This is a genomic window from Bacteroidota bacterium (assembly GCA_037133915.1).
Classification (GTDB): Bacteria; Bacteroidota; Bacteroidia; order Bacteroidales; family CAIWKO01; genus JBAXND01.
This window is the reverse complement of sequence record JBAXND010000007.1, coordinates 38,349-52,669: the sequence shown is the minus strand read 5'-3', so window position 1 is coordinate 52,669 and position 14,321 is coordinate 38,349. Positions and strand designations below refer to the sequence as shown.

At 43.3% G+C, this 14,321-nt stretch carries 9 protein-coding genes; 1 reads left to right on the top strand and 8 read right to left on the bottom strand.

The features are described 5' to 3' along the window. Positions 1-13: 13 nt before the first annotated feature. The 8 genes from WCM76_03980 to WCM76_03945 form a co-directional block, all read right to left on the bottom strand. Entirely contained in the window at positions 14-733 is a 720-nt protein-coding gene (locus WCM76_03980; GenBank protein MEI6764775.1) for a MotA/TolQ/ExbB proton channel family protein, read from the bottom strand. Positions 734-881: 148 nt separating this feature from the next. Further along, the gene (locus WCM76_03975; GenBank protein ID MEI6764774.1) at positions 882-1,622 is read right to left on the bottom strand and encodes an energy transducer TonB; all 741 of its coding nucleotides are present in this window, start codon (positions 1,620-1,622) and stop codon (positions 882-884) included. 141 nt (positions 1,623-1,763) lie between these two features. After that, complete coding sequence (locus tag WCM76_03970) at positions 1,764-3,713, bottom strand: KUP/HAK/KT family potassium transporter (GenBank protein ID MEI6764773.1); 1,950 nt, start codon at positions 3,711-3,713, stop codon at positions 1,764-1,766. Positions 3,714-3,986: 273 nt separating this feature from the next. Continuing rightward, a complete protein-coding gene (locus tag WCM76_03965) occupies positions 3,987-5,078 on the bottom strand; it encodes a mechanosensitive ion channel family protein (GenBank protein ID MEI6764772.1) in 1,092 nt (363 codons plus the stop codon). Positions 5,079-5,179: 101 nt separating this feature from the next. Next, entirely contained in the window at positions 5,180-6,247 is a 1,068-nt protein-coding gene (locus tag WCM76_03960) for an anhydro-N-acetylmuramic acid kinase (protein MEI6764771.1), read from the bottom strand. Positions 6,248-6,256: 9 nt separating this feature from the next. Continuing rightward, positions 6,257-7,531, bottom strand: coding sequence for a UDP-N-acetylmuramoyl-tripeptide--D-alanyl-D-alanine ligase (murF, locus tag WCM76_03955; protein ID MEI6764770.1), 1,275 nt, complete (start codon positions 7,529-7,531; stop codon positions 6,257-6,259). A 67-nt stretch (positions 7,532-7,598) separates the two neighbouring features. Then, entirely contained in the window at positions 7,599-9,077 is a 1,479-nt protein-coding gene (locus WCM76_03950; GenBank protein MEI6764769.1) for an SUMF1/EgtB/PvdO family nonheme iron enzyme, read from the bottom strand. A gap of 36 nt (positions 9,078-9,113) precedes the next feature. Next, complete coding sequence (locus WCM76_03945) at positions 9,114-10,103, bottom strand: type IX secretion system membrane protein PorP/SprF (GenBank protein MEI6764768.1); 990 nt, start codon at positions 10,101-10,103, stop codon at positions 9,114-9,116. Between the two features lie 303 nt (positions 10,104-10,406). Here WCM76_03945 and porU point away from each other — a divergent pair, with 303 nt between their 5' ends. Next, positions 10,407-14,276, top strand: coding sequence for a type IX secretion system sortase PorU (porU, locus tag WCM76_03940; protein MEI6764767.1), 3,870 nt, complete (start codon positions 10,407-10,409; stop codon positions 14,274-14,276). Positions 14,277-14,321 lie beyond the last annotated feature (45 nt).

Below are 14,321 nucleotides of genomic sequence, written 5' to 3'. Positions count from 1 at the left end.
TCGTGAATATGTATTATTTCGAAGGCTCCTGCAACAGATCAATAAACTCCATGGCGTTGTATTCCATTTTGTGAACGGCTTTGTCAACCATGATGTTTAACCAATGATAAAACACAAATGCAATAATGCCTACAATAAGCCCGCCTGCACTCGAAACCATTTTGGTATAAAGACCTGCGGATACACTCGAAATACTTACATCGCCCGCCAGTGATATATCATAGAATATCTTGATAACCCCGAGTATGGTTCCGATAAAACCAAACATCGGTGCAATACCGGCAACAACGGCAAGTATAACAAGATTTTTTTCCAGTTTATATACTTCGAATTTACCGACAATCTCAACCGATTCGCCAATCTCTTTCAACGGTCTGCCAAGACGCATCAGTCCTTTTTCTATCATGCGTGCAATGGGTTTCTGTGTATTACGGCAAACTGAAAGTGCCGAATCAACGCGCCCTTCGTGTATCAGGTCACGGATGTTATTCATGAAACTACTCTCGTCTTTTCCTGCTTTGCGGATGGTAATGTAGCGCGAGATAAAAATGTAAATGGCAATGATCGAAAGCAGCAAGATCGGAATCATAATGATACCGCCTTTCGATATAACATCGAGCAACGACATGGCTTCCACTTTTGGCGCTGTTACCTGGGGTTGGTTAATAGCATTGGCTACAGTATCCTGTGCTACGCTTCCCGGCTGTGTAATCTGCAATAATATCCCTAACATAGATTTTTCATTTAGTCGTTAAAATTAGGTATTCCAAAAGTAGTGGGTTTGCGCGCTATTTCTTTTTTTTAACACACCGCTGTTAATATAAACTCTGTGAATGCTCAGTTTATTGTTATTGGTTAAACGTTCTGGTCGGGGAAGTGCCTCAGGTTTTGGCACTCAATACAAACGTGAGAGGTATTATAACCTGCACCCGTACGGTATTTCCGTTCTGTACTCCCGGTATCCATGCGGGCATGAGTTTCAGCACGCGCACGGCTTCTTCGTCGCATCCCGAGCCAATTCCTTTCAGGATTTTTATATTTGACAGGCTTCCGTTTCGCTCAACAACAAAAGAAACGTATACAGATCCCTGAATTTTATTTTTTCTTGCCGCCGCTGGATACATAATGTTCCTTTGCAAAAAACTCATCCGCTCTTTTTCTCCTCCGGGGTATGATGGCGGCTGTTCTGCAAATAAATAAATCTGACCATCGCCGCCGCCGTTACCGTTACCGTTTGAACTTCCGTTTCCTTTACCGGTGGTATCTCCGGGATTATCGTTAAACAGGGTAGTGGTAGTTTGCTTGGTTATTTTACTGCTGTCAACAACAACCGGAATGGTATTGCGCTCATCCTGCGGAATGGACTGGGGCGGCGGACCGGAATTTTCATTGTATTGAACCACCAGACTCGTATCTCCTTTTCCTCCTGCATATCCTCTCATGGAATATATCGTTTCACTCAGGAGCAGATATCGCAGAAAAATGCCGAGAATAATTACTATAAATGTTATACTGCAGACCAGGATGGATATTCCGACAACGCGGTTATAGGCTTTACGAAGCGCATAGGCTCCGTAAGCTTTATTCCGTTTATCAAAAATAATATCATCCATGTTGTTCATGAACAATTACTTTTTTCTGTATAGCAAATGTATAGGATTGTTCTGAAAGTGCTAACGCAATATTCGCGTTTTTGTTTTCAAAAGATAGACGAAGAAGTCACATTTGTCTGTTATCTTTCGTCTTTTATCGTATGTCTAATCTCAGCATTTGGCTCTTCTCAGGTTCACTTTGCCCGTGCGGGGCAGCGAAAGTGCTACCTTTTCAACAATAATATTGCTGGTGTCGAGTCCGTAAGCGCGCACTTCAGTGATGCCTATATTTTTAAGTATGGTATAGACATCCATGATAAACTGGTCGAACCATGGGAAATCAAAGTCGTAATTCTGTATGCGGTCAATGATGATATAGCGGAAATCGCCCATGATACCATGCTTTTTAAGCGATGGATAATTGGAAACAAGGTCAACTTCATGATGAGCAATCATTTCATCAATTACCTGCTTAAAGAATAAATTAATCCTGGGCTGCACTTTAAATCCGAGCCTGAAATCAACTTTTATCAGTGTATCAGGTATAATGTGTGTAATCTTGTATTCCATGGTGCGCGGCTCATCCAGAATGTCTATATGTATCAGCCAGTAAAGGTCGGCACGTTTGGGTTGCTTGTTAATGATGGATGTAATAATCTTTGATTCTACTTCCGTTGTTTTATCGGCACGCGTGAGATACACAAGATTCGTGGCGTATTTCGGAACGGTTTCGTCTATTTTCAAATCCTTCAGGATATCCGCGTAAGGCGCTATTTTGATGAATTCAATAAAACGGTTTTTCAGCATACGGCCTTTGTACCATACATACATTATGAAGAGCAGAATGCCTGCTATTACTACCGTTACCCAACCTCCGTGAATGAACTTGTTCAGATTGGCCAGCAGAAACGAACCTTCTATAATCAGATAGGTGGCAATAAACGGAACCGTGATGTATTTCGGAATCTTATGCTGCAGAAAATATACGGCCAGCAGGCAGGTCGTCATAAGCATTGTAATGGTGATGGAAAGTCCGTAAGCGGCCTCCATATTGCTCGATTTCTGAAAGAAAATAATAACGAGCATGCACGATACCCATAGAAACGAGTTTATCGTCGGTATATAAAGTTGTCCTTTTATTGGTGTCGGATATTTTATTTTAAATTTCGGCCAGAAGTTCAGCAATATAGCCTCATTGATGATGGAGAATGAACCGCTGATAAGTGCCTGACTGGCTATAACAGCCGCTGCTGTTGCCACGCATATCCCCGGTATCAGGAACCATTGAGGCATGATGGCGTAAAATGGATTCACCGCATGAATATCCGGAATGTTATGCGTAAGCAGCCAGGCACCCTGTCCGAAGTAATTCAGGATAAGGGTGGTTTTAACAAAAATCCAGGTTGCCCTGATATTCTTTATACCGCAATGACCAAGGTCGGAATACAGTGCTTCGGCCCCTGTGGTACACAGAAATACGGCTCCCAACAACAAGAAACCGCTTGGGTAGGCCGATAATAATTTATAGGCGTAATAAGGATTCACGGCTTTGAGAATCACCGGGAAATCTACAATATGCGATAAGCCAAGCACCCCCAGCATTGTGAACCATATAAGCATAATCGGACCAAAGGATTTTCCGAGCAGGTCGGTGCCGAATTTTTGTATCAGGAATAAAAAGCAGATGATGCCCAGTGCAATGGGCACGGTAGGAATATTAGACCTGACCATATCCAGACCTTCAACGGCAGAAACTACTGTAATTGCAGGAGTAATGATACCATCGGCAAGAAGCGTGGCGCCGCCTATAATTGCAAAGACAAAGGCCCAGCGTGCCCGTTTTCTGATAAGGGCATACAAGGCAAATATGCCGCCCTCACCTTTATTATCGGCACGAATAGTTACAATGATGTATTTTACCGTTGACTGGAAGGTCAGCGTCCAGAAGATGCACGACAATCCGCCATAAATAAGTGTAGGTGTGATAACAGTGGAGTTCGAAACAATGGCGCGCAGCACATACAGCGGTGACGTTCCCAGGTCGCCATAAACAATACCAAGGGTAATGATGAATCCGGCGAAGCTGAGTTTGGAAAGTGCGTTATGTGTTTTTGCCTGCATTAAAAATGATTATAACGAAAATAGTTATTTGTTATCTTCCTTAATTGAAATTTGAACAGGAAAATCTGAATTACGGACAGCTCGAGTTACCTGAAGCACGCAGGAGATGAAGGATGTAGCCGTTGTTTGTATAACAGAGTCTGAACATGGTATTTTTTTGTCAGGGCGCAAATATAAATGCTTTTTCATGCCGTATTACAAAAGTTCAAAAATTAACTGACCTTATACGGCAAAGGTGAAATAATGTTGTGCCACAACACTATTATATTCAAATTATTTCCCGATAGCAAGCATGGGTGCGGCAAGCTCCGCCTTGTTACGGCGCACAATTTCCAGAATATCGAAGTTCACAGCCTGCTTCACTTCTACATAAACATCCCATTCGGTAGATTGAATAAAGTAAAGCACCATCATTTTAATAGTATTGTTTTCAATTTTATCGAATTTGATATTGGTATCTCCAACCTTTGGATGGGCAGAAATGGCTTTTTCCAGCTCCGCTATCATGGTTTTGATGGTATCGCGGGGAGTTGAAGGCGCAAAATACAGCGGCTCCATAACTCTTTGCATGCTTCGCTGGGTAATATTGTCGAGTTCGGAGTCAATCATTTTTTTGTTGGGGATAGACATATAGGTTTTATCGAGTGTGCGCAGGCGTGTACTTCTGAATCCTATTTTTTCTACCGTACCCGTGAAGTTGCCAACCTTAACCAAATCGCCCACCATAAAGGGTTTATCAAGAAATATGGCGAAAGACCCGAACAGGTTCTCCAGTGTTTCTTTGGCGGCCAGCGCAACCGCCAGTCCTCCGATACCCAGACCGGCAATTAAAGAGCCGATATTAATCATAAACACCGAGCCAAGAATCACAAAAATACCCAGAATCACCACCAGAATTTTCAATATATCCACGGCAAACGGAATGAGCTGGTCGTTGAGTTTATTATCCTCTTTTTCTGCCTTTTTCATGAATATCATTCCTGAAAAATCAACCACCCTGAGACACAACCAGATAATAGATGAAATCAGCGTTATCTCATAAATACTGATGAGCACCATACGCAATCCAAATTCGCTGCGCGGCAACAGATGCCAGTTTTGAGGAAATTCAATGCGGTCACAGGCCAGATACACAAAAATCAATATAATAAACAGCCGCATCGGCTTTTTAATAAGGTGAAAGAATTTCTGTACGCCAATTTCAGCCGCCTGTTTCCTGAAAAATCGGTACAATAACCGGCTGATAAGCTTGCTCAGCAAATGAGTGAACGAAGCACCCAGAATAAGGATTCCGACAAACCATAAATAGGTCTCAACGGTATTTCCCAAATAAGTACGCTCAAGTATCTCAATGATGTTATCCATTTTCAATTATTTTTTCTACAATTCTATTTATTTTCAAATTGCTCCGCCATAGGCGGACAGGCTTGTTGAATTGTTACCTATTACCTATTACTTATTACTTATTACCTATTACCTGAATATACCGCTCCTCCGCAACTGTCTGCTCTGGCGCCGGTAACCGAGCTCAGGCCGTTATTTTCATTGCGCCATCGCAGCACTCCCAGAAATGCAAAGATAAGTGCTTCCTTAAATTCAACAGTGAGAGCATCGGGTACGATAATTTGTGCATTGCTATGAAACCGTATTCGTTCTACCAGAAAATTATTGTATGCTCCGCCTCCCGTTAACAGCAGCTTTCCGTTGCTATTCCCGGTCACGGCTGCACCTATTTGGGTTGCAATATGCTCAACAACGGTCGCCATATTATCTTCAAGCCTGCGCTTTGATTCGTGCAGCATGGGCAAAAACTCAGCACAAAGCCATTCCCGTCCAAGTGATTTTGGTGGTGATATTTTATAATAGTTCAGCCCATTCAATGCATTCAGCAGCTTTTCGTCGATGCGGCCCTGCCTTGCAATGTTGCCGTCGTTGTCATATGCTTTACCCGATGACTGGGCAAGTTCATTCAATACTATGTTTGCCGGGCACACATCATAAGCCAGCCGTTTGCCTGATTTTTCATATGATATATTTGCAAAACCGCCTATATTCAGGCAATAATCAAAATCTGAGAACAGAAGTCGGTCGCCCATTGGAACCAGAGGTGCGCCCTGTCCGCCCAATGCAACATCCATGCTTCTGAAATCATTGATAACCGGCAAGCCGCACTTTGCAGCAATGGCAGCTCCGTCGCCAATTTGAGTGGTAAACCCATTTCCGGGCTGATGAAAAATCGTATGCCCGTGAGAGGCAATAAACAATGGTTTGAGCCGGTGTGTTTCAATGAATGATGCCACCATTGAGCCATACAGCCTTCCAAGTTCGTTGTGAGTCTTTGCCAGATCCAATGCACTGCCGGTTTCCAGCTGTCGTAATTTTTCCGGCCATCCCAAAGGGTAAGGGCAGGTCACGGCTTCTATAATTGCGTAATGCCATCTGTTTTCGTTGCAGCGGAATTCACAGTACGCCAAATCAACTCCATCAAGCGATGTGCCCGACATGATTCCTATAACGTGGTAAAGCTGTTCCATGGAATATTATTATAATGCCGGAACGGCCTTTTCGAGCCGTATTCCGCGCGAGCCTTTTACCAATACCGAATAGCCGCTTATAGGGTGTGTCTGTAACCAGACAAAGGTATCATCAGAATTTGCAAAACAATGCCATTCTTTATGCTCACATACAGCACTGAATACCGGTCCGGTGAGCAATACAAGGTCAACATTCATGTTGGCAACGATGTTTAAAATGCCGCGGTGTTCTGCTTCTCTGGTTTCGCCCAGTTCCAGCATATCTCCGAGCAGTAATGCCTTCCGGATTCCGTCCATGGCATTAAAGTTTTCCAGTGCCGCTTCCATACTTGTAGGATTGGCATTGTAGGCGTCGAGAATCACAAAATTGGTAGCCGTTTTCAGCAATTGCGAACGGCTGTTTGAAGGTGCATATTCTTCTAATGCCGACACTATTTCCGTTTCCGGCACACCGAAAAAGCATCCCACAGCGATGGCCGACATGATGTTCTCAAAATTGTATTTTCCGGTCATCCGGGTGTTAATTTCATATTCATCCCACTGTATTTTGAGAACAGGGTTTGAATCAATAATTGAACCCCGGTAGGCAGCATCTTCGCCTGTTCCGTAAGTAATACGTTCACAGTTTTCCGATAACCCAATCAATAGCTCATTCTGCTCGTTCACGAACAAAATACCGTCGTGATTTCTTACATATATATATAGGGCTTCTTTCGTCCGGATAATATTTTCGAAGCTGCCGAAGCCTTCAAGGTGTGCTTTACCAATATTTGTGATAATCCCGAAATTAGGATCTGCCAGTGTGCATAGTTCCGCAATCTCGCCGGGGTGGTTGGCGCCCATTTCTATAATTGCAATTTCAGTGTCAGGGTGTATACGCAGCAGGCTTAACGGAACACCGATATGGTTATTGAGATTCCCAACGGTAGCGCTTACCTTGAATTTACGCTCAAGAACAGCTTTCACAAGTTCTTTGGTGGTAGTTTTTCCGTTGGTGCCCGTAATGCCAAGTACGGGTATATTCAACTGCATTCGGTGATGAAGGGCGAGTTGCTGCAGTGTCAGCAGGGCATTAGGGGTATGGATAAATCCTTCGCCGGTGAGTGTCGCGTCTTCGGTAATTACAAAGGCAGCGCCTTGTTCAAGGGCTTTGGTTGCAAATGTGTTGCCGTCGAACGTATCGCCGCGAAGGCAGAAGAACAGGCATCCCTTTTCGATACTGCGGGTATCGGTGCATACTGTGGGATGGCTAAGGTAAACGTGATACAGGTTTTCAATCGTCATATTAAGGGAACTTAAAAGAAAACCCCATCTATTGCTAAATGGGGTTTAAATATGTTGTATTCAGATTTTAGTAATTGCCGACAGGACTACCTACCCTGGTCATGGCACATCTAAAGCCTATAAAATCAGTTTTTTGGTTTTCGTCAAGATACCTGCGGGTACCTGGGCTGAGCCAGTATGCGCGGTCTCTCCAGCTGCCACCTTTGTAAACTCTGGCTTTATCATTAATCATAGAATGATTGCCATAGTCATAAACAGGATTGGTAGCTTCATTTTCGTCAACAGTTGTCCAGTCACCGGCGGTGTTAATGGTTGTTGTATAATCGCCGTCGATATAGTTTCTGTTGTCCGATTGTCTGTAGTTGCGTCTGTTTGCCGATTCTTCAACGGTAACATCGCGCATTTTAATACGGCCAAGGCTGTCTTTATCTTCCAGCAGTCCGTCAACATCGCGAACCTGAGTCTGGAATTGATTACCCCTGAATGGTCTGAACTCGGAAAAATCTTCAAGACTTAATGGTCTGTAAACATCCATTACCCATTCGGCAGCGTTGCCGCCCATGCCATAGAGTCCATAATCATTGGGCCAGTATGCGTAAACGGGAGCTGTAATATCGGCAGCATCGTTGAGGTTGCCTGCAACACCCATATAGTCTCCGCGGCCTCTTACAAAGTTACCTGTAAATTCGCCAAGGTTGTTAGAACGGTCGTTCCGGAGAATATGTCCGTTCCACGGATAAATTCTTCTCTCAAGAATACGTTCGTAAATGGTATTACCAATCAGACCAAGTGCTGCAAATTCCCATTCGGCTTCAGTCGGGAGGCGATAGCGCGGCAAAAGAATTCCATCTTCCATCCGTACTTTACGCGTTCCGGTACCATTGGGGTTAATATCATAAAGGTCGTTTTTCACAACACCTTCATATTGTCCTGCTAAATAAGCATCTGTGTTGAAGTTTTCTTCGTTCTGCTGGTTCGGGTCCATTTTCAGGATGCCTTCCCTGACAAGAATATATTCATTTACGCGGTCGGTACGCCAAGCGCAATAGTCAGTGGCCTGAACCCAGCTAACACCAACAACTGGATATTCGCGGTATGACGGGTGACGCAGGTAATACTCAACCATCGGCTCGTTATAAGCCAGACGCTCGCGCCATACCAGTGTATCGGGAACACTTTTATTATATACTTCAGGATAGTCAACGCCGAAAACCCTCTTTAACCAATACAGGTATTCGCAATAGTCAAGGTTGCGAACTTCGGTCTGGTCAAGATAGAATGAGGAAACGGTTACCCTTCTGGGGATGTTGTCCCATTCGTACATCACATCCTGTTCTGTGCGACCCATCACAAACGTTCCGCCTTCAACCAGTACAAGACCGGGTCCGGTTTCCTGCTCTTCGTAAGGTACAACTTCAAAACCACCGTTCTTAGGATTGTTATACTCCCAGCCGGTAGTGCTTGATGCTTCTTTTTTGCAGGAGGAGAAGATCATGACAGCACCCGCGAACAGTGCCAGATTTCTTATTATTCCGCTATATTTCATAGTTGTATTATGATTTCCTGGTTCAATAATTAATAACTAAAAGGACGGGCAGTTTATTGCACGGGCCTTCTTTCTTTCGGGTTTGCAGTTAAACTGAAGTGCAAACGAAACTTCGTGTGCGCCCCCGGTAGCATTTGTCAGTTTCGACACGGTGAGGTCATAACTGTAACCGAGTTTGAACATACTTGCCTGAATACCTGCCATAAAAATGAATGCATCAGCATTTTTGAAATTCTGACGGAACCAGATTCCACCTACAAACGGGAAACGGTTGAAATACACGCCATAATTTATTTGCTGGAAATTTTGCTGTTGCATGAATAAAATATTCGGAGAAATGGTAGGACTGTCGTAATTATGTCTGCGACGAATCTTTTTAACAAGGTTGATAACACCGCCTGCATGAACGGTGAATTTTCTCGGTATGCGGCTCAGGCTGATAAAGCCTTCGTCGGGCTTGGTAAGATGGTGAACGGCAAAACCTGCAAAAAAGTTTTCGCCATAACCAAGCACACCGGCGCTAAAATCGACGTTGCGTTTTACAAGCGTTCCGGGTTGAACTTCATTGGTATTATAAACGAATCCCTGTCTGTTGTTAATCTGATCGGGGAACGTCAGCTTTTCCCAGTCTAAATGTTTTTGGAAATATGTCGCTTCAAGGGCTGCTTTCATGGAGAATGAGCGGCTTATCTCGAGACGGTAGGAGTACATGGCTGAAAAAGTGGTGGTGTTCAATACGCCTTCTCCGGCACGGTCTGTATTCAGTAAAAAGCCGATACCGCCGGATATTTTCTCAATGTGCTGGTCATAAGAAGCATTATAGGTTACGTACGTACCCGATATCTTCGGCCATTGATCTCTGAAATTCATGATGAGGCGTGGACACATTGACGTGCCTGCAAAAGCCGGGTTCAGATACAACGGATTCGCATAGTATTGCGAAAAATGCGGATCCTGAGCAAACGTCAGCTTCCCTGCAAGCAGGAGTAAGATTAGTGGTAACGCCCGTATGTATGATTTTCTCATAAAGATGTTTTTTTATAACGCCAAAATATTATTTTAATTGGCTGATGGCATCTTTTTTTCTGTAAAATATCAGCTTCCCTAAAACAATATGCTATTCAAATTTCCGTTACTTGCTTACTTCTGTTTAGCAAAGATAATATTATTATATTTTCTATGCGCTACAAAAATAAGATTTTTTTCAGTTTATACTTTAAAAACGTCCGAATGTTACAAAATATTACTAATTATTTAATTATTACCGTTTCTTTTGGCTGCTGTTTTATACTTTTGCCATAAATACCTTGTAATGCAAATCCTTGATTAATGAAGTTACGACCTTTCATAATAGTTTTTGCCTGCTTGCTGTTTTCAGGCATTATTGCTTCCGGGCAAGATGCCAAGATGCAGACGATTGTTTGGAAATCGCCACGAACAATCACCATCTCGGAAATTTCTGCCGCAAGCTTTCTGAATTTTGAAGGAGCTGTGTATGCCGATGACTCCGGTCTTCCGTGGTTTTTTCAGGAACTGCCGGGGCAGTCAGGCGGCTTTTTGCCTGAAGCAGCTATTTCAGATGCTGTTTTTAAACCTTTAAGTGCCGAAGAATTGTCGGTGATGAATAAAACGGCTTCAATTCAATCAACGATTGCTGTTTCAACAGAAGTTGTATATGAAAAGAAAAAGGCGCATACGGTGGTAAAATTCATTCCATTACGCCTGAATCCGGCAAACGGCACGCTTGAGAAACTCGTATCATTCCGTTTGCAGATTGGACCGTCAAAAACACCCGCTCCGTTTACACAAAAAAAATCACGTGTTTACGCATCCGCTTCTGTACTTAAAAATGGCAGCTGGTTTAAGTTTAAAGTGTCGGCCAACGGCATCTATAAAATTACATACAATGACCTCCAAAAAATGGGTATGGATGTGTCGGGAATTGATCCGCGGAACATTCGGATATACGGTAATGGCGGTCAGATGCTTCCTGAAAGCAATGCCGCCCCCCGCTTTGATGACCTGGCTGAAAATGCTATCTATGTGGCAGGTGAAGGCGACGGAAATTTCGGCCCGAACGATTATATATTATTTTATGCAAAAGGAACCGCAACCTGGAATTACAGTGGCACAGGCAATGAGTTCAGGCACCAGATTAATAAATATTCACAAAAAGCAGTGTATTTTATTACACCGAGCCTTGGTGCCGGAAAGCGAATCACTACGATTCCTTCTTTATCGCAATCCCCTAATTATTATGTCCATACATTCAATGATTTTGACTTTCACGAAAAGGATTCGCTCAATCTGATAAAATCGGGACGGGAATGGTATGGAGAAGCATTTGATGTGAAAACATCCTATTCGTTCAACTATGGTTTTTCCAATTTGGCCGCAGGCTCCAGAATGCTGATTCGTTCAAATGTAGCCGGACGTGGTGTGGGTATTTCAACTAATTTTAAATTGTATGCCAACGGGAGTCTGGCATTAACGCAGCTCATTCCGGCTGCCTCTCCCGATTATACATCTGCCTACGCGCTTGTTGCCGACGATACGATTTCTGTTCCGGCAACGTCTTCACTTAATTTGAGACTCGATTTTTATAAAGGCGGCTCAACCACACCCCTTGGCTGGCTCAATTATTTTGAAATTAATGTACTTCGCAATCTGAGTTTTACTATTGGTCAAATGGATTTCAGAAGTGCTGCTTCCATCGGAAAAGGTGTCAGTGAATTTTCAATTTCCGATGCGCCGTCCAATATTGAAGTCTGGGATGTTTCGGATTTTGTGAATCCTAAAATTATAAATGGTAGCATGGCCGGTAATACGTATTCATTCCGTGTAAATACCGATAGCCTGCACGAATTTGTAGCCCATGATGGCAGCGGATTTAATACGATTGAAGATGGAACGGCTATGGCAAATCAAAATTTGCATGGTCTGGGGCAGTACGATATGGTTATAATAACCTATCCCGCGTTTGAGAGCGAAGCAAACAGGATTGCACAGTTGCACGCTGACCTTGAAAATATGACAGTGGCCGTTATTCCCGTTGATTTGGTTTATAATGAATTTTCTTCGGGGATTCAGGACATAACCGCAATTAAAGATTTGATGAAAATGTTTTACGACCGTGCCGGTTCTAATACGGCATTGTTGCCAAAATATCTGTTGCTTTTTGGCGATGGTTCCTTTGATTATCTTGACCGTATTTCAGGCAATACCAATTTTGTTCCGACATTCGAAAGTTGGAATTCTCTTGAACCAACGGCGTCCTATCTTACGGATGATTATTATGGCTTTTTGGATGACACCGAATCGGGTTCCTATGGCGGACGGCTCGATATTGGTATCGGCCGTATGCCGGTGAAGGATTTGGAAGAAGCCCGCAACTGCGTTGATAAATTGTACCGTTATACGGCCCGTCGCGACCTTGCAACGCAGACTCCTGTGTGTTCGGGCTATTCGACCGGCGTTTCAAATCTGGGCGACTGGCGCAATGTGATTTGCTTTGTGGCCGATGATTCGGATAAATCTGGCGAGCATTTCCTTGAAGAATCAGATAAAATTGCTGAAAATATTGATACTGTTTACCCCAATTACAACCTGGATAAAATATATTTTGATGCCTATGTTCAAGAGTCAACTCCGGGCGGGCAACGCTACCCTGATGTTGAAACGGCTATCAATCAGCGTGTGGATAAGGGTGCACTGATTATTAATTATATCGGGCATGGAGGCGAAATCGGCTGGGCGCACGAACAGGTATTGGGTATTGCCGATATTAACAAATGGAGCAATATTTACAATATGCCACTTTTTGTTACTGCAACCTGCGAATTCAGCCGCTTTGACGACCCCGGGCGTTCTGCTGCCGGCGAATATACGTACCTGAATCCGAACGGTGGCGCTATCGCACTTTTCACAACAACACGCCTCGCATTTTCAGGTTCAAATGCAGACCTTAATACCATATTTTTTAGTAATGTCCTTAAAAAAACAAGCGGAAAATATCCTGCCATGGGCGACGTGGTAAGAAAATCAAAGAATGATTATTCATGCGCATCTGTAATCAGCAATTTTGTGCTGCTGGGCGATCCTGCTATGAGACTGGCCTACCCCGAATTCAATGTAATAACGTCAACAATAAACACACATCCGGTTGGTGGAACAGATACCATTAAAGCAATGGCCAAAGTAACGGTAACGGGCTACGTAGAAGATAACGCAGGCAACAAAAAAACTGATTTTAACGGGATTATTTATCCTACGGTGATGGATAAGCGCCTCAAAGTAACTTCAAGAGGAAATGATGCCGGTTCTCCGATAAATTTTTTCATGCAGAAGAATAATATTTACAAGGGTAAATCGAGCGTGGTAAACGGCGATTTTACCTTTAGTTTCATCGTACCGAAAGATATTGCATACAATTTTGGAAAAGGCAGAATCAGTTATTATTCTCAAAATGGTACCACTGATGCCAATGGTAATTTTGAACAGTTTATTATTGGCGGAACAGAAAGTTTTACCAATACTGATAATGGCGGTCCGTCGATACACTTGTATATGAACAACGAACGGTTTGTGTCAGGCGGATTAACCGACCCGAATCCATTACTGTTAGCGATTGTCAGCGATTCGAGCGGCATCAATACGGTGGGCACCGGCATTGGGCATGATGTATCTGCCGTGCTCGACGAAAACACCGATAAAACAGTCGTATTAAACGATTATTACGAGGCCGACCTGAATACATACAAAAGTGGACGGGTCAGATATCCTTTCTCAAAGCTTGCCGTGGGCTCGCATTCATTAAATTTTAAAGCGTGGGATGTGTTCAATAATTCTTCCGAATCAAGCCTCGATTTTGTTGTGGCAGAATCGGCCAGTCTGGCATTGAGCCACGTTTTAAATTATCCGAATCCTTTTACTACCTATACTGAATTTTGGTTTGAACACAATCAGCCCTGTTGCGGTCTGAGTGTGCAGATACAGATATTTACCATCAGCGGAAAGCTGATAAAGACAATCAACGCTGCTGTTCAGACAAACGGTTTCAGAGCCGATCCCATACCCTGGGATGGCACTGACGATTTTGGTGACCCGATTGGCAAAGGTGTGTATATATATAAACTTAGCGTTCGCGGAAACGACGGCACGTATGCAGATAAAATTGAGAAGTTAGTAATCTTGAAGTAGCCAACGCATCCGGTGCTTGAACCCGTTACAATTTTTACTACTTTT